The following is a 21,622-nucleotide window of genomic DNA, read 5'->3' on the forward strand; positions in this document are numbered from 1 at the left end:
TTAAACCGTCATGCTGAACTTGTTTCAGCATCCTTCAGAAATGGGCAGAAAGTTCATTCATCCATCTACACCTATACTCTTTGATAAATCTAACAGGTTAGGGTTCTCAGTTCTAATCAAGTTCCATTTCCATTCACGATGCCAGTTTTTCAGTTGCTTTTCTCTGGCAATTGCTGCTACAATACTAGCATGATACTCAAAGTAAATAAGGTCAAAGCAGTTGTATTTCGAAGTGAATTTAGAACCATTACCACTTCTATGTTCAAGCACTCTTGCCGTCAGATTTGAAGTGACGCCAATGTAAAGTACTGTTCGGTTTATATTAGACATGATGTAAACACAACCTGAATTCATGATACATCAATTTATAAAATCAGCGTAACATTTAGATTTTGAAACAAGCTCAGAGTGAATTGATTGATAAGAGCTATCACTAATTTTCATGAAGATTTGTATTCGTTATTATGATTTAAACAGCTTGAAGAAAACCATTCAGAATTTTTTAAATCAATAGGCTCTAAACCGTCATGCTGTTCCGAAATTTTTCAACATCCGCAAATTGAGAGGCCCTGAAACGAGTTCAGGGTGACTGCAGAGTTGATATAATCAGTTAAAAAGGGCATTTCACAACACCTGAACTTTTCTATATATCGGTGTATATCACTAAAATTGATAGATATTGCGATTCACTCAGGGTGACTGGCTTTAGGAAAACAACAGCCCAAGGCTATTTATACAAAGACAAAACCTTAATTTAATCGGTAAGTTTATACTCATAAATTATTGCCATGTCTGTATTCTCCAATCTCCGCAAATTCGGAAAAGTTCTTTCCCACATCGATGTTTCCGAAACCTTGGAGGCCATGGGTAAACTCAATCAAACTGAGCTTTACCAAATCATGAAAATTATCAAGTCCAAGGGAAAAACTTACACTCCACCCGAAATTGAAGGCGATTATTACAACCTCAGTCGCTTCCTTTCTCCCGAAGAAAGAGAAATCCAGCTGAAGGTAAGGGAGTTTATGAACGAGCATGTGAAGCCCATCGCCAACGACTGTTGGAACAAAGCCAAATTTCCGATGGAGCTTATTCCAAAAATGGCTGAATTGAATATCGCTGGCCTCACTTATCAGGGTTACGACAGCCCAACAGGAAGTTATCTATTAGAGGGTTTCATTACCATGGAAATGGCAAAAGTCGACACTTCAATTTCCACATTTTTTGGCGTTCAAAGTGGTTTAGCCATGGGTAGCATTTATTTCTGCGGAAGTGAAGAACAGAAATGGAAATGGTTGCCACCGATGCAACGCATGGAAAAAATTGGAGCTTTCGGCCTTACAGAGCCCAATGTAGGTTCGGCTGTGGCTGGAGGTTTGGAAACTACTTGTAAGCGAGAGGGAGACACCTGGATTTTGAACGGCCAGAAAAAGTGGATTGGCAATGCCACTTTTGCCGATTTAGTCATCATTTGGGCAAGAGATTTAGAAGATAATCAGGTTAAGGGTTTTATTGTAGAAAAGGGAACCAAGGGTTTTAAAGCCGAAAGGCAAGAAGATAAAATGGCGCTTCGCACGGTACAAAATGCCCTAATCACTTTGGAGAATTGCGAAATAGCAGAAGAAAACAGACTTCAGGAATGTCACTCTTTTAAGGATACTTCCAAAGTATTGAAAGCTACGCGAGCTGGTGTGGCTTGGCAGGCGGTGGGTTGTGCCCGAGGTGCATATGAATGCGCTGTAGATTATGCTACCAAACGCTATCAGTTCGGAAAGCCCATTGCCAGTTTTCAGCTTGTTCAGGATTTACTGGTTCAAATGTTAACCGACTTAACCGCTATTCAAAGTATGGCATTTCACCTTTCAAAACTACAGGATGAAGGCAAAATGACCGACCAACAGGCTTCTTTAGCCAAAGTGGCTTGCACCAAGCATACTAGAGAAATTGTGGGCCATGCACGCGAAATTTTTGGTGGAAATGGAATTTTACTCGAACACAACATTGCCCGATTTGTGGCCGATGCTGAAGCTATTTATACCTACGAAGGCACTAAAGAAGTCAATTCGCTTATTGTAGGTAGAGACATTACAGGCATTAGTGCATTTATTTAGGTTGAAAATAACCGCTAGTTCATCTGACAGGCCTGAGACTTCCGTAGCTAGAATCTTCAACGTTCATACACATTAATAGACAGACCCTGAAACAAGTTCAGGGTGACTGTAACTTTGGGCTACGCCTATTCAAACAGTCATGCTGAACTCGTTTCAGCATCCCTTGGGTTACAGCCGTATATGCGCGGACAAGCCCTGAGTTCGAACTCAGGGTTGACTGCTGTTGTGAGCCCGCCTACACGAACGACAGGCCATGGAACAGTAAACCTTAACCCTAATAACTAATTTCTGATAACTGACAGACCTTGCTTCTTAAGCCTTAATAGCGGAAGTTTGTATCCTGATAGCACGGCATGAAGAATTACGCGGAAGAACCTGAAGAACAAGACGAACTTTTTGAGCACCACAGAATTGTTTGCGATAAAGGTCAAGAACCTTATCGCATTGATAAATTTCTGATGGATCGCCTGCCTAATGTTACCCGCAACAAGGTTCAGCAAGGCATAAAAGACGGCTTTGTGCTTGTGAATGGAGAAGCCATAAAACCCAATTATAAGGTTCATCCTAATGATGAAATTGTAGTAGCATTACCCGAACCTCCTCGCGATACCGAACTAATTCCAGAAAATATTCCTCTAAATATTGTTTTCGAAGACGATCACCTGTTGGTGGTGAATAAAGAAGCCGGAATGGTGGTTCACCCTGCTTACAACAACTGGTCGGGGACCTTGGTAAATGCGCTTACCTACCACTTTCAGCAATTGCCAACCATGAAAGACAATGAAGGTCGCCCAGGTTTGGTTCACCGAATCGATAAAGACACTTCTGGCTTGTTGGTAATTGCCAAAAGCGAAAAAGCCATGGCCGGTTTGGCCAAACAGTTCTTTGACCACTCGATTGAGCGAACTTACTATGCTCTTGTTTGGGGCGAGCCAAAAGAGGAAATGGGCACTATTGATGTAAACCTTGGCCGTAGCGAAAAAGACAGAAGAATTACCGTAGCCATTGAAGATGGCAGCAGAGGCCGAAATGCGATTACTCATTATAAAGTGCTTAAAAAGATGAGGTACGTTACCTTGATTCAATGCAATTTGGAAACAGGCCGTACGCACCAAATCAGAGCGCACATGAAGCATTTAGGTCATCCGTTATTTAACGATGCCACCTATGGCGGAGATAAAGTTTTGAAGGGAACACAGTTTTCTAAGTATAAGTCATTTGTAGAAAACTGTTTCAAATTGATGCCTCGCCAAGCGCTACACGCAAAATCTTTGGGTTTTGTACACCCAGTTACCGGCATGTTCGAACAGTTCAATTCAGAACTTCCTGAAGGTTTTAAAGCTGTTATCGAAAAGTGGGAACATTACGTTCAGCATAACTAAACTCGTTTAGGGCTGAAAAGGCAAAACGTATAAATACACTGCCATAAAGTGGAAAATGCTTCCGCCCAAAACAAACAAATGCCAAATGGCATGATGGTATTTTAGCTTGCGCATAAGGTAGAAAACCACACCTCCGGTATAGCACAGTCCACCGTAAAGCATAAGATTCACGGCTTCAGGAGAAATCAATTCGGAAAGTCGTGAAAACATGGTAAAACCTAGCCAGCCCATTCCTAAGTAAGAAATTAGGGAAATGGCTTCGTATTTTCCAGTAAAGAAGATTTTGAAAACGATACCTGCCAAAGCTATCAGCCAAACTCCAATCAAGACATTAATGCCCAACGATTCGCTTCTGAGCACCACCCAACAAAAAGGGGTAAAAGTGCCGGCAATGAGCAAATAAATGGCAATGTGATCGAACTTCTTAAAAAGGAATTTCCGCTGTTTGGATTTAACCGAATGATAGCCTGTTGAAGCTGAATAGAGCGTGATCAACGTTAGGCCGAAAACCAAAAAGCTCCAGAATTTATTCCAATCGCCTTTTGGGCTGTTCATCAATAGCAAAATGGTGCCTAATAAGCTGAGCAAAATCCCCAGCCCGTGAGTCCAGGCATTTGCCAATTCTTCGTCAGGAGCATAAGCTTCCTTTTCAATCTTTTCCACTTTCAAAAACTAGAGTTTTCCCCCACAATATTTACAGAATCCCGCATCGGCATCGTGGCCTGTTTCCTTACACGTTGGGCATTTCATCCTTTTCCTTTCTTGATTATCCTTGCCCAATTCAACCGTCACAATTCCTGTAGGCACAGCGATAATGGCATAACCCATAATCATAATAAAAGATGCCAATGCCTGCCCAATTACGGTTTGTGGCGCTATATCGCCATAACCTACGGTGGTCAGCGTTACAATGGCCCAATACATACTTTTGGGAATACTGGTAAAACCATTTTCACTGCCTTCAATCATGTACATGGCCGTACCCATGATCATCACCAAAGTAAAAACCGAACCTAAAAAAACGATGATTTTATGCCTGCTGGCTTTGAGGGCCCTAGCCAATTGCTCTCCTTCGCCTACAAACCTTCCCAGTTTCAGAATGCGGAAAACCCTGAGCAAACGAAGCGCGCGTATAATCAGTAAATATTGTGTTCCCGTAAACACCAAGCTGATATAAGCAGGAATTACAGCCAGAAAATCGATGATTCCATAAAAACTGAAAACATATTTATGGGTTTTCTGTGAAGCGTAAATTCTGAGCAAGTATTCAATAGAAAAGCCAATGGTTAATATCCACTCCACGGTTTTGAAAAGCTGGCCATAATGCTGGTTTATGGAACGAACACTTTCCAGTATAACGGCTAAAATACTGAAAAGAATGGCCCAGAGTAAAGCCACATCAAAAGCTTTTCCGGCCGGAGTATCCGACTCGAAAATTATGATATAGAGTTTTTGCCTAAGCGATTGAGCCATAGCCAAAAGTAGCAAATTATTATGAGCACTAGCCTTTGGCTATGGCTTGGTATTTCCGCTTCAGTTGTATTGATGATGAGGCGTTATGATAAAAAAACCATCATTGCCGAGTTTCTGATATAATGGCATCAAAATTCTTCCATTCAAATGGCACTTGATTTCTTCTCCATTTTCGGTTGCCAGCACTTCTCCCATTTTTACTTTTTGAAAGTTTACATAGCCGGGTTTCATTTCAAAAACCTCTCTGTCTTTCAAATGATGGCGATAATCTATTTTGAAGATTCCTGAACCATCGGGAGCGTATTTGGCTAAAACCCTTCGGCAAACATCATGGTCTGTCTGTTCATCCTCATCATTTTGAGGTAGAAAACCTGCTTTGGCCAGAAAAAGCCACATCATGGCTTCTTGGTTTTCCATGGAAGTAAAAGCATGATGATGGCCTGCTTCAAAGGTAAAACCTACAAATCCTTGGCTTCTGAAGAAATCGTCAATGGAAGAAGGAATGTAATTTGAAAAGCCCAAAACCGTGTGTACAGGAAATTTCTGAAACAAGTTGAACTTCATCATAGAATCATCGGCACTGATGTAAGGCATGGTTTCCGCTGAAGTCGTGTGGCAATCCAGAAAATATAAGTGATTGTAACCCTTCTTCTCCTTTACAATGGTGTCATAAAGCTCTTTAGCTTGATGTTCTTCATGAGTTTTCGGGTTTTTAATAAAAGACTGAATTCGCTCGTTGGTCCAAACTCTGTTTAAATCTTCATCAATGTACCTTTCATCTTCCTTTAGGCCATCCAGATTGCCAGCCAAAACCAGCAAGGTGCCCTTCAGCTCAAGTTTAGAAAGCTCTATTTTTCGCAACAGCTTTCTAGCGGCAAACAATCCGCTCGGTTCGTTGCCATGAATCCCCGTTGAAATAATCAAAAGGCGATCTAAGTCCTTATTTTCAATCTTTCCAACAACTCTTTCTATTTCAATATCTTCAATTAAAGGGGCAAAATGAATGTTATTCTCATTGTAACTGCTCATGTTTTTTCCTTTTTTCTGTGGTTTGAAACTTACTCAACCGGCTCACATCATCTTTTAAAATAATACCGGCCAAGACTCCTTTTACCATTACCGGCAGGCAATGTATTTTGTGTTTAGTCATCAATTTTTTTGCTTCTGAAAATGTAGTTTCAGGAGATACACTCTTGAAATTTTTCAGCATTACATCCTGCACAAAAAGGTCGTCATCGATTTCTTTGGGAATATCAGCTTGCGCCAAAATCCCACAAAGCTTCCCTTTTTCGTCCTCCACAGGAACGTGCGTCAGATTCTTCCATTCCATCACCTGCTTTCCTAAATCCAGCAAGTCGTTTTTACGAACCGTTATGATGTCCGAATCCATAAAATCCTCCACGGTTTTATCTTTGGTTTGGCCTATGTAAATGTGCTTCTTCTCCAGAATAGGCCATTCATGGCCAGGTGTTTCGCCCAAGCCGTTTTCTTTACAGAAAGAAGTGAGCGTTAGAATGGAATCGGAAGGCGATAAATCTTTTCTCAGATTTTGAAAACTATCGAGCATCCAAAAAGAACCTGTTTTAAGCATGGAAACCCGTTGTTCAATGATTCCCAGATATTTTTCAATGGTTTTCTCCGAGACACCTTTGCTTTGAAGCCCTTCTTTCGACATAGGCAAAAGCTTCTCCAGAATGAGTTCTTGAGCCGATATACTTTTTCCATCGAACCAGCGAAATTGAACTTCCAAACCCCATTGCGCAGCCTTTATAAAATTGGTGCGAATGTCATTAAAGGGAATAAGCTGCGAGAAATCCTGCACATCCTTCGGCTTGCTTTCCATGAGCCCAATCCAGAAAACAGCATTGGCAATTTCATCAACCAAAGTTGGGCCAGCCGGAATGTATCGGTTTTCAATTCTTAAATGGGGCTTTCTTCCATCGGTCCCCAAACAAGGTCTATTCCAACGATAAATGGTTCCGTTATGGAATTTCAAGGAATGTAGAGACGGCATTTCGCCCTTTTTAACCTTCTCTAAAGAATCAAACTCGCAGTCCGTCATTACAAACGCCTTGTAATTACTGATGTCTCTTTTAAAGAGATCGACTATTCCTTTAGTAACATAATCGTCTCCAAAATTGGCTCTTGGACGTTCATTTATAAGGTTCTGATAAGGTCGTCTGGTATCCGTAGTTTGACCAAAAAGGGCAATTCGGGTTTCGTGCCAAAGGCGTTTTCCAAGAAATATGGGGCTGTTGGTACTGGCAGCCAAAACTGGCGCGGCAATGATTTGAGCCCAGTTGTAAGCCTGCGCAAATTCGTTCGATGAAATCTGTAAATGAACCTGAAAACTCGTAAAGGAGCCTCCATACACTGTCGGATTTTCTCTGCTAATCAACTGGTCGATTCCTTCGATATGAAATTCGTAGTTCCAGCCTCTTCGCTGATTAATCAGCTTCAGCATAGTTTTATAGCGCTGACTTGGGGAAAGTGCACCCAAGTTGAGATCTGATTTTCTGAGTGTTGGCAAAATGCCCGTTAACAAAACCGAAGCGTTTTTTTCGGTTACTTTATGTTGAATAACATGCAGTTTATCTTTTAACTGCCGATGTAATTGATCGAAACACGATCCATGAAGTTCTATAGGATCGCTATTGATTTCGAGATTGAAACGGGCGTATTCTTCCACCACATCTGAGCGATCCAATTCACTCACCACATCGCTACCTATAAGCACAGGCCTGCACAATTCATTCACAATGTGCATTTCTTGTTCAGAGCCGATTCGCTGAATGTCGTTTTCGAACCAATCTTCGCGAAGCATAAATTTTAATGCCTCAATATCGTCTAAAACGCTCTTTTCAAAAGCCTTATGCTGCTCTGGCGTTTTTATAGGTTTTAAGTGATGTTTATCCATGGGTGGGTTTTTCCTTTATGCGGAAAAATCCATTCCAAACGGATAAAACAGTCCTATCTCATTCAGATGCGTAATTGCCTCTATTTGAATAGAAAGTTTGGGCTAAAATATCCTCAACAAAATGGGGAAATAAAGAGACAGTTTTATTCTGGCATGAAACGGAGAATCGTTTAAACCAGCGCGTTTTATTACTTGGGTTGATCTTGACCAGGAATTCTAAACCAAGGTGCTTGATAATCCTTCGGCAAATAATCCGCTGGAATTGTGGTTTGGTTGCCATCGCGATGCGCCCCATAATGTGGAGACATAATTTCAACGCCAGCCTCATTAAAAGCATCTTGAATATTTTGATGTAAGTCAGAATAGATCTTTGCCATTTTATGCACTTCTCGGGTTCGCACATTCAACTGATAGCTTACATAAAAGTCATCTAAGCTGGTTTGAAGCACATAAGGTTTTGGCAATTTCTTTACAAACTCGGTTTTTAAACCAGCATCAATCAACAGCTTATGAACATCGCGCCAAGGCACATCGTAACCAATGGTAACTGTGGTATGAAGAATAAGGCCATCTTCATCGTTAGCGGTGGTGTAATTGATGGTATGGCTCGTTAATAAATTCGAATTGGGAATGGTAATAATTTCGTTCTTAATCGTTTTGATGCGGGTGTTCAGCAGAGATTTTTCTTTTACATCACCTACTACATCTCCAATTCTCACTCGATCGCCCACTTTGAAAGATCTCATGTAGGTTACCACGATTCCCGCAATGATATTACTGATGGCCGAAGCACCTCCCAAAGCCACCAAAAGACCAAAAAAGGCAGAAACACCCTTAAAGCTTTCAGAATCGCCAAAAGGCAAAAGAGGAAAAATACCGATAAGCAAAAGTGCCAAAATGATACTTTTCAGAATATTATAAGTTGGCTTGGCCCAATCGGGGAAAAAGCCTGGCAACACCAACCTTCCCTTTTCAATTTCAACTTTAAAAAACTGGATCAGCTTTAAGAAATAATGGGTCACTACCACCGCCACAATAATCTTCATCAGTTTGGGTAGGTAATCCAAAAACCCTTGCCCCATAGATTTGAGCGGATTCATTATATAATGAAAAAGCGTGTTGGCAATGCCTTGGGTCCATGGGAAAAGACTGAAAAGAATAGGCAGAAGCAAATAGATAATAAAGATTAAAATGGCTACCCGAATTCCCTTTACGAGATAGATGAGCACCGACACTTCCATTTCTGGAGTAACCAGTTCGTAGTTTTTAATTTTTATGCCTTTGAGTCCATTTCCATTTTGGCCATGAATTTTAATGTAAACAGCCCTAAAAAACTTGTTGTAATACTTTAAACCGAAAACGAAGGTTCCTAAAATGAGAATAGCCAAGGCAATATTGAATGCCAGACGCTTAAGGCTAAAAGGTCTTGTTTTATCGAGGCCTGTTTTTAATAATTCGAAATAGTACTCAGCAGTTCTGTCTCGGCTAAGGCCTAAATTAGCAGCATCGCGATCGTTGATGCTCATGATCATCAGCTGATTTGCAACAATGTCGTAGGTCAAGCCATTTTTTACGATTTTGAGAGAATCGCCTACCTGGTTTTCATTGGCCAAAAAGTCTTGAATTTTCCTGTTGATTTGGCTTACGCGCTGTTCTGCAGAAAAAGGACCAATACCTTGATCGAGAAAAAAGAGGGTATCCTTAGCGACAACGGGGTAGCCATTTACCTTTTCGGGTAAGGTATCGTTTTGCGCCAAAAGCCCATTTAACGAACAAAGGATAAAAAGAAAGCTGAAAACTAACTTCATAATACAAGCAAGGTAACTGCTATATTATGAATAGTTTTCAGCTTCAGCAAAAATATGTTGCAAAGCCTTAAAGGCTCATCATCTCTTTAAAACGAGCGGCTTGTCTTCGGCTAACCTCAACTTTATCGCCTCCACGCAGCACAACCATAAGCCCGCCATTGAACCAAGATTCGATGCTTTCGACCCACGTTAGGTTGATGATATGCTTACGACTAGCTCTGAAGAATGATCGATCGTCCAAACGCTCATCTAATGCATTCAGTGATTTATGGATCATTGGCTTATAGTTATCGAAGTAGATTTTGATGTAGTTTCCGTCCGACTCGAATAAGCGAATGTTTTCCAACTTCACAAACCAACACTTGTCGCCATCTTTAACGAACACACGATCGTTTGGCCCAAGCTTTTTGTCATCTTCTTCACTGGCCTCTTCAATATGCGTACGCTTTAAAAGTTTGTTGATTGATTCTTTCAAGCGGTCTGGCTCAATCGGCTTCAGTAAATAATCTAGCGCATTAAAATCGAAAGCCTTAAGTGCGTACTCGTCATATGCGGTAGTGAATATTACCTCTGGAACAGAATCTAGCGATTGAAGCAAATCAAAGCCGGTTTTTCCAGGCATTTGAATATCAAGGAAAAGTAGGTCTGGTTTTAATGAGGCAATTTTTTCCTGGGCGTCTTCAACATTCACCGCCTCTCCCACAATGTCGATTTCAGGGTATTCCTGAAGCAAGTTGGTTAACTCCTTACGAGCTAATCTTTCGTCATCTATTATCAGTGCTTTCATATGTATTAGGATGTTGAGGCGCTAAAATCCTTGCGGGATTTTTACCTCAGTAATTACAAACTTATCATTTTCATTATAAATGTTGAACGAAGCTTCAGATCCGTAAATCAATTTAAGTCGCTCTCGCGTATTACTCAAACCATAACCGCCCTTTTTACCGGGTTTTTTGGGGTTATTGATAAACTGACCACTGTTTCTGATCTTTAGGTTCAACACGGAATTTTCTACCGTTGTCTTGATCTCAATATAGCCACCTTCTACCAAATTCGAAATACCATGCTTAATCGCATTTTCAACTAGGGTTTGAACCATCATAGGTGGCACCTGAAATTGACCCGAAGAAGGATCAACTTTATAGCTCACTTTCAGCCTTTCTTCAAAACGGATCGACTCCAGCGCCAAATAGGCCTTTACGGTTGTCAGTTCATCCGTAAAACTGATTACCCGCTTTTTGTCCATAATTAAGGAGTTTCTCAATATGTTAGAAAGCTGAGTAATGGCAATTTTGGCTTTAGCGGGCTCTTCATCCACCAAAGCTCTTACGCTGTTCAAAGCATTGAAGATAAAGTGAGGATTCAGCTGAGATTTTAACTGGTTGAGGTGCATTTCGTTAATGGCAGCCTCGTATTTCAAAGATCTATTGTTGCTCTCCAAATAGTGGTAAAGAAAGTAAACTGTAGACCAAATGATGAACAACAAAGTAACGGTGAGCACATCGAAAATCAGCTGAAGAGCAAAAGTATTATCGAGCTCCGTATGTCTGAATGCCAGATAGGAAAGCTGATAAAGCAGGCTCGAGAAAATGGCCAAAACCAAAATCAAACCGAGTATTCTTGGAATGATTCGGGGCAAATCTACCTTAAGCCAGTTTCTTTTGATTATGGCCCTTCGCAAGAAGAAATGCGAAACCAAAAAGGGAATAAAGCTTTGGGCGATAGCTTCGAACTGCTGCCTGTGCATTTCGTCTTCGCTTTCTTCCAAAGCTGAAATAAATACCAGATTGATTAAAGCTGGCAACGACCAGCCAATGATCTGCAAAATCCAGTATAACCTCTTTTTTCTCACCGCCAAAAATTAATAAGATTTGGCCAGTATGAAGGCCAGCTTTTTACAAATGGCAGAAAGCCTGGATATTTATAAGGTTTCTCCGGGTTTATACTTATCGTTTCGAACAAAAGTTCTGATGATCAACCTCGTGCCTCTATCGTAGGTAAAGTAGTTCCAAATCCAGTTGCTGAGCACTACCAACTTATTTCTGAAACCAATTATGGAAAGCAAGTGGACGAACATCCAAACCAGCCAAGCGAAGAAACCGCCAAAGGTGAATTTTGGCATATCCACAACCGCTCTATTTCTACCCACAGTTGCCATAGAACCCTTATCTACATATTTGAAAGGCTTAGGTTCTTCATTTTTTTCTAATCGGGTTAAATTCTTGGCGAGTAAATCTCCCTGTTGAATGGCCACTGGCGCCAACATTGGATGGCCATGAGGATTTTCTTCGGTTTTCATAAAGGCGATATCGCCAATGGCGTATACATTTTTGATTCCCTTTACTTGCATGAAATTGTCCACAAGAACTCTTCCTCTTTCCAACGAAGTTTCAGGCAAACCATCAATGATATTGCCTTTAACGCCAGCCGCCCAAATCACGGTTTTAGAACGAATTTCCGTTCCATCAGAAAGCGTTACGGTTTCACCATCGTAATCTTTCACTTGCGTATTGAGCTTCACATTCACATCAAAGCCTTTCAAATATTCATGTGCTTTGGCGCTGGATTTTTCCGACATGCCTGCGAGCAATCTTGGCCCAGCATCAATCAAATGAAGGTTCATAATGCTGAAGTCGATATCAGGATAATCCTTCGGCAAAACGTGTTGCTTCAGTTCGCCCAGAGCACCCGAAACCTCTACTCCTGTTGGTCCACCACCAACCACTACAAAGTTGGTAAGCTTGTCTTTGTCCTTTTCCTCTCGGGTCAAAACCGTTTGCTCAAAATTTTGTAGCATGTGGCTTCTCAAATTGAGCGCCTGAGGAATTTGTTTGAGCGGAAAAGTACGGTTGTACATATCTTGATTTCCGAAGTAATTCGTTTTTGAACCATTCGCTATAATCAAGGTATCGTAGTGCAAATCTCCAATGAGGGTGCTTATTTTTTGATCTTGTGGATGAATGGCCGTTACTTTCGCCATTCTAAAATAAAAATCAGGGTAATCATTAAAAAGCTGCCTTAGTGCACCTGCAATGGAATCGGGCTCTAATCCTGCTGTAGCTACTTGATAAAGCAATGGCTGAAAGGTGTGGTAATTGTGCCTATCGAGCATTACAACCTGAAAGCCGCGCCCCTTTATTCCCTTGGCTACGTGAATTCCGGCAAAGCCTCCTCCAATAATAATTACTCTCTTTTTATCTGTTTCGGGAATGTCTAGGTGAAGATTTTCGAATGGACTCATTATGTTAAGAATGGTTAATGGATGAACGATTTGCACCAGCCCTGAGTTCTGAATATGTCTGGTTTTTAGAAAAAAGATTGCCTAAGGGAAATACAAAATCAGGCGCGTTCGTTGAATAAATGCAAGCAAAGAAATTTAAGGCTAAAGGCAAGAAAGATATAATGTTAAAATCATGTTGGTAGCTATTGTTAGTGTTAGGTAACTCAATAGTTAAAAGTGAAGATTGATAGTTGATTTAGATTTTAATGTTTTGGTTGAAGATGGTGTTGTTGCGTAAGCAGCAGCACCTTTTCTTTTAAAAGCCTATGAGATTACGCTTATCTTTGCGCTGTGGAAGCGCGTCCAACCCCCATTCAAGAAATTACAGATGCTAGAATAGAAAAGACTGGTGTTGGCCTGTTGATTAAACGCGAAGATTTGAATCACTCCATTGTAAGTGGTAATAAACTCAGAAAGCTTAAATACAATTTAGAAGAGGCCAAACTGCAAGAAAAAGAAACCATACTCACGTTTGGGGGAGCATTCAGCAATCACATTTATGCCGTAGCTGGTGCAGGCAAAATCTATGGTTTTAAAACCATTGGCATTATTCGAGGAGAAGAGCATTTGCCGTTAAATCCTACACTGAGTTTTGCAAAAGAGCAGGGGATGGAAATCCATTATATGGATCGTTCTACTTATAGAAGTAAGAATAGTGAAGAGGTAACCGAAACACTTCGTGAACGATTCGGAGATTTTTATTTAGTGCCAGAAGGCGGAACCAATGCCTTGGCCATTAAAGGTTGTGCTGAAATCATTTCCGAAATAGACTCTGATTTCGATATCATTTGCTGCCCAGTAGGCACAGGCGGAACCATCACAGGTTTGATTTCTGGGCTAGAAGGGAAAAATCGAGTTCTTGGATTTTCAAGCCTAAAAGGTGAGTTTTTAAAAGAAGAAGTGGCTGACTTTCTTCATGATTTCAAATTGGGAGATTATCAGAATTGGAGCATAAATACTGATTATCACTTCGGAGGATACGCGAAAACAAAACCCGAACTTTTAAATTTCATCGGTCAATTTGAACAGCAACACGCCATTCCTTTAGAGCCCATTTACACTGGTAAAATGATGTTCGGGTTGTTCGATTTGATTGAAAAAGGATATTTCCAGAAGGGCACAACTTTAATGGCCATCCATACCGGAGGATTACAAGGAAATTTAGGTTTTAACCGCTAGCTCAGCAATTCCCCAAAAACATCCGTAAGCCTAGAAAAGGCCCTAATTTTTATTTTGTATTTATCAGTTTCAAGACCCTTTATATTGTATTTCGAAATAAATATTTCTTGAAAACCTAGTTTTTCAGCTTCAGCAATGCGGTTCTCAATCCTATTGACGGCTCTAATTTCACCACCCAAACCAACTTCGGCAGCAAAAGCCGTTTTATCGGAAATTGGCGCATCGTGAAGTCCACTTACTAGAGAAGCACAAACAGCCAAATCTAATGCTGGTTCTTCTATTTTAATTCCACCGGCTACATTCAAAAATACATCTTGAGCGCTCAGTCTAAAGCCACCTCGCTTTTCTAATACTGCCAAAAGCATGTTCAAGCGTTTTGAATCAAAACCTGTCGAACTTCTCTGAGGTGTACCATAAGAAGCTGTACTCACCAAAGATTGAATTTCTATGAGCAAGGGCCTATTTCCTTCAATGGATGCGCCAATGGCCACACCTGGAGAATCTTCTTCTCGCTGGGAAATCAATATTTCGGAGGGATTAGAAACTTCCCTTAAACCTGTTGCTTGCATTTCATAAATGCCCAGCTCGGAAGTGGAGCCAAAACGGTTTTTCACTGTCCTCAAAATTCGATATGCCAAATGCCTATCGCCTTCAAATTGAAGCACAGTGTCCACCATATGTTCCAAAACTTTTGGCCCAGCTAAACTTCCTTCCTTGGTAATATGACCCACCAAAAAAACGGGTGTATTACTTTCCTTCGCAAATTTTAAAAGCTCGGCAGTACATTCTCTCACCTGAGAAACGCTACCTGCGGCAGATTCAATTCTAGAAGTTTGAAGAGTTTGTATAGAGTCAATTACTAAAATATGAGGCTGAATTTCCCGTATTTGGTTGAAGATATTTTGAGTAGAAGTTTCAGCCAGAATAAAGCAGTTTTCTGAAGTTTGGCCAATCCGCTGAGCGCGCATTTTTATCTGCTGCTGACTTTCTTCACCCGATACGTAGAGAACCTTCAACCTTTTTGAGGAAAGTGCCAACTGCAACATCAAAGTGGACTTACCAATACCAGGTTCGCCTCCGATTAGAACCAAAGAGCCCAAAACAATACCCCCGCCAAGCACTCGATTTAACTCTGAATCGTAAGTAGTAATTCTCTTTTCTGTTTGGGCTTGAATTTCGTTTAGGCGAACTGGCTTAGCCAAAGTGTTTGTTGTTCCAGATTCTCTCCAATTTGCCGTTTGACTATCGGGCTTGGTTACTTGCTCTTCAACATAGGTGTTCCATTCTCCACAAGAAGGGCATTTACCAATCCATTTGGCTGAAGTAGCTCCACAACTCTGGCAAACGTAAACTGATTTGATTTTGGCCATAGGCTGGCAATTTAGTTGGAAAGCGTGCATAAAAAAAGAGCGGGTACCTTCTGCACCCGCTACAACCGAATTATCAACATCCTTTCTATATTACTATGAAGAGAGTATTAGAAAGATATCAATAAGCATAGTTAACCAGTTGCGCGGAAAAAGGATGCGTATATAATTAACTATTTAGTTAATTTGTGTTAAAAACTTATTTAAAAACAAAAAAATATAGATAAACACAATTTTGAAAACGTTTCTCTTCAAAATTCTTTTAGTTTTTTTCTGAAAAACCTGATTAGCTCAAGAGGCTTGCAATATCTTCGGCATCAAGCTTTTTGATAAAACTTTCTTCCGTAGTAATAAGGTCCGAAGCCAATTTAAGTTTGTTCTGTTGAAGGGCTAAGATTTTCTCTTCAACCGTATTTCTGGTGATAAACTTATAGGTAAATACTTTACTTTTTTGGCCAATACGGTGCGCTCGGTCTACCGCCTGCGCTTCAATGGCAGGGTTCCACCAAGGATCGAGCAAGAAAACGTAATCCGCCTGAGTTAAGTTAAGACCCAAACCGCCAGCTTTCAATGAGATTAAGAACAGGCGAATGTCCTCATTATTCTGAAAGCGCTCTACTTGCTCCTGCCTGTCTTTTGTAGTACCATCCAAGTATGCATATTTCAATTTTTGCTTATCGAAATATTCTCTAACAATAGCCAAATGCTTTACAAACTGACTGAATATTAGAATTTTATGCCCTTTGCTCAAAGCGGTTTCAATCATATAAGTAACATCCTCAAGCTTACCTGAATCGCCAGCATATTCCTGATCTACCATGCGTGGGTGATTGGCAATTTGGCGCAACTGGGTCAAACCTTGGAGCAATAAAAGTTGAGATTTTTTAACCCCGCTCTTTTCAATATTATCGAGAATTTTGTTTCTGTAATACGACTTCACCTCTTCATACTTTTCTTCCTGAAGAGTAGACATGGTGCTGTATTTTACATTCTCCACCTTTTCTGGCAAATCCTTAGCTACTTGTGATTTTTGCCTTCTAAGAATGAAAGGTTTGATGATCACGTTGAGCTTTCTGGTTTTCTCAATATCCTGCTTCTTTTCTATCGGAAGCTGAAATTCATTTTTGAAATAGCCTTCGGTTCCTAACAATCCTGGATTCGCAAAACTCATTTGAGACCACAAGTCTAGCGTGCTGTTTTCCAGAGGTGTACCGGTTAAAATCAAGCGATAACGTGATTTCAGCTTTTTAACAGCCTTGGCAATGTTCGAACCCGGGTTTTTAATGGCCTGAGATTCATCCAGAATTACATAATTGAAGTAATACTGTTTCAACAAATCAATATCGAGCCTAGTGATGCCATAGGAAGTGAGCACCAAATCATAATTATCGAAGCTAGAAACATCCTTATTACGGCCCGAACCTGTATAAACCAAAACCTTAAGTTCTGGAGTAAACTTTTTGGCCTCAATTTCCCAATTGTAAATCAGCGAAGTCGGCATAATCAGCAAAGAAGCCGATTTAGCGCCATCGTCCAGCTGAGATTGGAGCATCGCCAAAGTCTGAACGGTTTTACCCAAACCCATGTCATCGGCCAAACAACCACCAAAGTTATATTTGGTAAGAAAACGCATCCAGTTATAGCCCGCCTTTTGATAAGGGCGCAATTCACCTTTAAAAGATGGAGGAATAGGATAGTCTTCAATTTCTTCGAAATGCTCAAGCTGTTTAAGCTTGCGATCCATGGTAACCTGAGCTAATTGACCATTTTGCAAATCTTGGATAAGCGCTAAATGGTACTTTTTAATTCTGTGTTGGTTTGACCCATTCGCTGGATCCATAAAAGCAAACAGTTCGGAATAATTTGCAAACCAAGCATCGGGAATCACCGCAATTTCGCCATTTGGAAGTTTAACCTCTCGCTTCTTGCCATTGATCAATTTTCTGAGCTGATCGAAGCTAATCTCGTACTCACCAAATTTGATGATAGCGTTAATATCGAACCAGTCAATATTTTCATTGACTTTGATATCGATTCTAGCTTCGCCCACAAAATATTTTTTGCCGTCCTTCTGACTCTGCTTTATAGAAATCCCTTTTTCTTCAAAGAAATCGGTCATTTCTGAAAGCCAAGAAAGACCACGGCCACGGCTTACGGTTTGCCTTCCGTTTTTCAGCGATAAACCATTTTCTGAAAGGAGCTTGATGATTTCCAATTCTTGGGAAACATCTCTTTTCACTTTATGGAAAATATAGTCTTCACCATTTCTTTCCAGCTTTACGCTAGAACTGGCGTTCATATCATATGGAAAACTGTATGGTCCATAATTGAAGCCTATTTTGAAAAGCAGTTTTGACGCTTCTCCATTTTCGGCCCCATTTTGAGGCGCGCTATTAAATAAGTCAGGTGTTCCGTTTTGAGCAGTTGGTAATTCCGAAAAAGTAATTTCAGGAATGAGATTGTAGCGCTCGGTATTGATTTCGAAGCCCTTGGCGTAAACATCGAAAGAGGCCACCAATGGGCTCACAAACTTTTCAAAATAAGTGGGCTCTACTTTGCGTGGCACCACCACAAACTTCTTATTAAGAAATGGCTTCAGCTTGTTGCCATCCACTCCTTTTTCGAAACTATATAGTTTGTCGTTCACCACAAGCCAAGCCGGCTGATTACATATCAGAAAAGAGCCATTGTACTGCCACTCTAGCTTTTCGCCACCATGCTTTATTGTAGGAAAGTAGTGTGTGTTGTCGTCATTTCTTCTAAAATGAAAAAGCACCGTTGCCTTCTCTTTCATCCAGTGAATTTGACGCCAAGCAGGTTCCCCATCGCGCCCCATTTCAAAGATCATTTTATCTTCCATAAGCTCTAAAATTCGAGCTCTTCTGGCTTCCAAATAATGTTCAATAGTGGCTTGTAATGCTGTATCGCCTTTTTCTTTATCGTAGAATTTCAGAAAGAAATCAGCTGGCTTTATTTTCTTCTTATAGAATTTTAGAGCAATGGCTTCTTGTTGCATTTGATCCATAAGCTTTATCAGCTCATAGTCGCGATCATCTAAACCAAACTCGAATTCTTTGGCATTTTTATGAGATATATTTTGGTGCTGCAGCGTGAGCCTACCTCTTTCATCGAGCTGAACCACAAAGGATTCGAAGAGATACCCGAGGTACTCGTGCTGAAAAAGAGAGTAAATAAGTTGGAACGGTTTTGCTGTTGATACCTTCATTTCAAAAAAATCCGATTCGCAAATTAATTATTTCTTTGGGATCGGATGGTCGAAAACGAACAAATTTGAACTTGATTTTTGAAGAGCGGTTAGCTCATTAAACAAATGAGAACGGAGAAAGTCTAGTTAAGGTTCTTTGTCATTTCTATTCGCGAAGCAATAATAGCAGGCCTATAAGAAGTTATTATGGTGATTAGTGAAATACTAATGCCTACCAATATAAAATCTGTGGCTTCGAGTTTTACGGGATAAGCACTAACCGTTGAAGTTTGCATGCCCATTCCCACTAAGCCAAATTTTTGTTGAAGCAAGCAGATGCCCAAACCCAAAAGCAAACCCGTAACGGCTCCAATAATGGAAATTAAGCTGCCTTGTTTCAGAAAAATCTGCCTGATAAAACGCGGAGTGGCGCCAAAAGAATAAAGCACAGAAATGTCCTTTTTCTTTTCAATAGCCAACATTGAAAGCGTAAAAAATATGTTGAAAGATGCGATGGCCGTGATGAATGAAAGCGTGATAAACACAAACAGCTTTTCGATTTTAAGGGCGTTTAAAAGGCTTGAATGAAGTTCATCGCTGTCCAAAACCTTATATTCAGAACCCAAAGCAGAGGCCATGGCCTTTTTAACCTTGTTTACACTTTCTCCATCTTCTAAGTAAATTTCCACTCCCGTTCTTTTGTCACCATAATCCATTAAATCTTGGGCAAAACTTAAAGGCACAAATACGTAACTTTCGTTATACACTTGCTCAATGCTGAAAATGCCTGTAGGAACAATGCTTTTTCGGGAAACGGAATTTCTCCCGAGAAGAGCTCCAGGACGCAATTTTTTGGGATATACGATTTGCATACCATAAGCATCGCTGTCCAACAACAAGCCAAGCTCATAGGCAACGCCTGTTCCCAAAATAGCATAACTTATGTTGTCTTCCTTTAGTCGCATGGTACCGCGAACCAGAAAAGTATCCAAGCGATTGACCTCGCTGTAGTTTTCCTGAACACCTTTAATTCGCGCTACAACCTGTTGATCGCGATAAAGAATAAGGGCGTTATCTTCAATAATTTCGGTTACGGTTTTTACACCATCAACCGATTCAATTTTCGCCCTTAAATCCGTAGTCATTTCAAAAGATTTACCTACAGAAGCCTCAATTTTGAGTTGAGGATCGAAAGAATCGTAAACCGATCGGATAAGATCTTGTAAGCCGTTAAAAACCGATAGAACCACAACCAATGCGGCAGTGCCAATGGCCACGCCAATCATGGAAATCCATGAAAGCACCTGAATAAAATTTCGCTTTTTCTTCGAGGTGAAATAACGCTTGGCTATGAAAGTGGATAAATTCAAGGCTTAGTCTTCAGAATCGTCATCTTCTTCTGAGGCGGGAGGAATATTTAATGAGTCGATAAGTCGATCCATTTTTTCAGCTTCTTCCGCAGTGCTATCCACAAAAAAGGCGATTTCAGGAACGATACGCACTTCTTTTCCGATTCTTCTACCAAGGCTACCTCTGATTTTGCTTTTTTCGGTATCCAAAATCTCCATGATTTTGTCTGTTGCAGAAACAGGAAAAATGCTCAGGTAAATTCTAGAAAGACCCAAATCTGGGCTCATATTTACCTCTGCTATGGTTACCAAAGATCCCGAGAACTTTCCAGAAAACTCTTTCTGAAAAATTTCGCTCATCTCTTTTTGAATAAGTTTTGAAAACTTGAGTTGCCTTTTGCTCTGGGTCATGGTGCAAATATCTTATTAATTTATCTATTTTCCTTCCTGCTCTTTTTTTGGCTTATTTTGCCACTTGAATTAACAGCCTTTTCAAATTGTTAAGATTCTTCCGAAAAAACGATCCATTTCTGCTTTTGATTGTAGCACTAGTGCTCATTATAAGCCGAATTGTACTTATGGTTACTGGTTTTGAACCATCAACAAGCTATCAACAGGCCATTGATTTAGGCCAACAGTTTAATTTAACTCCTGGCGATTTTATTCCGAATGAACTTTCGGCTGGCCCTCTTTTTACGTTTTTCTATGGGTTACTAACCTTGATTTTTAACGACACAATTTGGGTGTCTTCCATCATTGCAAGCCTACTTGTTTTTCTCCAGGCCCTTATCATCAATTCCACTTTTCAGAAACATTCGGCTTTTGAAGAAAACAACTTTGTGCCCGCCATACTGTATGTGCTTCTATTAAGCTGTAATAAAGAATTTATCACGCTAAACCCTGCTTTAATAGGAAATACATTTCTTCTATTGGCAGTGGAAAAAGTATTTAACCATTTAAAATTCAGGGGTACAGAAGAAAATATTCTTACTACTGGTTTTCTATTGGGGCTCGCTGCACTATGTTATATTCCCAATTTTGTGTTTCTGGTTTTAACCATTCTTATTTATGCAGTTTATTCAGGAACGCTGGTAAGAAGATACTTTCTGATGAGCTTTGGCTTTATTTTCAGTTTCCTAATTTTCTGGATTTACTATTTGGCCAACCGTAATGGATTAATTTTCTTTTCGAGCTACTTTTCAGAACTCTTCTCCATTCAGAATTTGGGAGAAGAAGCATTCATTTCTCTATTAACCTGTTTTGCATTTCCACTGCTGCTAACACTTATGTCGGTGGTTCAAGGCAGACAAGGGACTGGATATACCAATCACCAAATACTGATGAACAGAACCATGCTTTCGTTTCTGCTATTTTCTATCGGTGTTGTTTGGTTAAATAAAGGAAGTTCGATTAGTGGCACTACCAATTTGGTGATCCCCGTGACTTACTTTTGTACCCAGTTTTTCCTTACCAGAAATAAAAACTGGGTAGCAGAATTGACTTTTACTCTACTTTTTATCAGCAGTTTAGCTATTATGTATATAGCCTAATAAG

The 21,622-nt window shown here is 40.3% G+C and carries 17 protein-coding genes; 4 read left to right on the forward strand and 13 right to left on the reverse strand.

What is annotated here, in order from left to right; genetic code table 11:
* Positions 1-57: 57 nt before the first annotated feature.
* The gene (locus ACXACJ_RS19280; RefSeq protein ID WP_475136056.1) at positions 58-354 is read right to left on the reverse strand and encodes a GIY-YIG nuclease family protein; all 297 of its coding nucleotides are present in this window, start codon (positions 352-354) and stop codon (positions 58-60) included.
* Positions 355-788: 434 nt separating this feature from the next.
* On the opposite strand from ACXACJ_RS19280, the gene ACXACJ_RS19285 reads away from it, so the two are divergent.
* Both ACXACJ_RS19285 and ACXACJ_RS19290 read left to right on the forward strand, forming a co-directional pair.
* Positions 789-2,108, forward strand: a complete 1,320-nt coding sequence (locus ACXACJ_RS19285) for an acyl-CoA dehydrogenase family protein (protein WP_475136057.1) — start codon at positions 789-791, stop codon at positions 2,106-2,108.
* Positions 2,109-2,461: 353 nt separating this feature from the next.
* Positions 2,462-3,490 (forward strand): RluA family pseudouridine synthase, encoded by a 1,029-nt coding sequence (locus tag ACXACJ_RS19290; protein ID WP_475136058.1) that lies wholly within the window; start codon positions 2,462-2,464, stop codon positions 3,488-3,490.
* Between the two features lie 6 nt (positions 3,491-3,496).
* On the opposite strand, the gene trhA is transcribed toward ACXACJ_RS19290, so the two are convergent.
* The 8 genes from trhA to ACXACJ_RS19330 all read right to left on the reverse strand — a co-directional run bounded on the left by trhA (position 3,497) and on the right by ACXACJ_RS19330 (position 12,929).
* Positions 3,497-4,153, reverse strand: a complete 657-nt coding sequence (trhA, locus tag ACXACJ_RS19295; protein WP_475136059.1) for a PAQR family membrane homeostasis protein TrhA — start codon at positions 4,151-4,153, stop codon at positions 3,497-3,499.
* Positions 4,154-4,162: 9 nt separating this feature from the next.
* Entirely contained in the window at positions 4,163-4,963 is an 801-nt protein-coding gene (locus ACXACJ_RS19300) for an ion transporter (protein WP_475136060.1), read from the reverse strand.
* A gap of 60 nt (positions 4,964-5,023) precedes the next feature.
* Entirely contained in the window at positions 5,024-5,992 is a 969-nt protein-coding gene (locus ACXACJ_RS19305; protein ID WP_475136061.1) for a hypothetical protein, read from the reverse strand.
* The gene (locus tag ACXACJ_RS19310; protein ID WP_475136062.1) at positions 5,976-7,880 is read right to left on the reverse strand and encodes a CBS domain-containing protein; all 1,905 of its coding nucleotides are present in this window, start codon (positions 7,878-7,880) and stop codon (positions 5,976-5,978) included. Before ACXACJ_RS19310 ends, ACXACJ_RS19305 begins: the two co-directional genes overlap by 17 nt.
* Before the next feature lie 188 nt (positions 7,881-8,068).
* Positions 8,069-9,688, reverse strand: a complete 1,620-nt coding sequence (locus ACXACJ_RS19315; protein WP_475136063.1) for a mechanosensitive ion channel family protein — start codon at positions 9,686-9,688, stop codon at positions 8,069-8,071.
* A gap of 67 nt (positions 9,689-9,755) precedes the next feature.
* A complete protein-coding gene (locus tag ACXACJ_RS19320; RefSeq protein ID WP_475136064.1) occupies positions 9,756-10,475 on the reverse strand; it encodes a LytR/AlgR family response regulator transcription factor in 720 nt (239 codons plus the stop codon).
* Positions 10,476-10,496: 21 nt separating this feature from the next.
* Entirely contained in the window at positions 10,497-11,540 is a 1,044-nt protein-coding gene (locus ACXACJ_RS19325; protein WP_475136065.1) for a sensor histidine kinase, read from the reverse strand.
* Between the two features lie 69 nt (positions 11,541-11,609).
* Entirely contained in the window at positions 11,610-12,929 is a 1,320-nt protein-coding gene (locus ACXACJ_RS19330) for an NAD(P)/FAD-dependent oxidoreductase (protein ID WP_475136066.1), read from the reverse strand.
* A gap of 330 nt (positions 12,930-13,259) precedes the next feature.
* On the opposite strand from ACXACJ_RS19330, the gene ACXACJ_RS19335 reads away from it, so the two are divergent.
* Positions 13,260-14,147, forward strand: coding sequence for a 1-aminocyclopropane-1-carboxylate deaminase/D-cysteine desulfhydrase (locus ACXACJ_RS19335; protein WP_475136067.1), 888 nt, complete (start codon positions 13,260-13,262; stop codon positions 14,145-14,147).
* Here the strand turns inward: ACXACJ_RS19335 and radA are convergent.
* From radA to rbfA, 4 genes are all read right to left on the reverse strand, one after another.
* Positions 14,144-15,517, reverse strand: coding sequence for a DNA repair protein RadA (gene radA / locus ACXACJ_RS19340; protein WP_475136068.1), 1,374 nt, complete (start codon positions 15,515-15,517; stop codon positions 14,144-14,146). The genes ACXACJ_RS19335 and radA overlap by 4 nt on opposite strands.
* A 283-nt stretch (positions 15,518-15,800) precedes the next feature.
* Positions 15,801-18,740 (reverse strand): DEAD/DEAH box helicase, encoded by a 2,940-nt coding sequence (locus ACXACJ_RS19345; RefSeq protein WP_475136069.1) that lies wholly within the window; start codon positions 18,738-18,740, stop codon positions 15,801-15,803.
* Positions 18,741-18,862: 122 nt separating this feature from the next.
* A complete protein-coding gene (locus ACXACJ_RS19350) occupies positions 18,863-20,089 on the reverse strand; it encodes an ABC transporter permease (RefSeq protein WP_475136070.1) in 1,227 nt (408 codons plus the stop codon).
* A 3-nt stretch (positions 20,090-20,092) separates the two neighbouring features.
* Positions 20,093-20,479 carry a 30S ribosome-binding factor RbfA gene (rbfA, locus tag ACXACJ_RS19355; protein WP_475136071.1) on the reverse strand — a complete coding sequence of 129 codons (387 nt, stop codon included), beginning with the start codon at positions 20,477-20,479 and terminating at the stop codon, positions 20,093-20,095.
* Positions 20,480-20,565: 86 nt separating this feature from the next.
* Here rbfA and ACXACJ_RS19360 point away from each other — a divergent pair, with 86 nt between their 5' ends.
* Complete coding sequence (locus ACXACJ_RS19360; RefSeq protein ID WP_475136072.1) at positions 20,566-21,618, forward strand: hypothetical protein; 1,053 nt, start codon at positions 20,566-20,568, stop codon at positions 21,616-21,618.
* The last annotated feature ends 4 nt before the right edge of the window (positions 21,619-21,622 follow it).

Source organism: Roseivirga sp. AWQ4_251 (assembly GCF_056158225.1).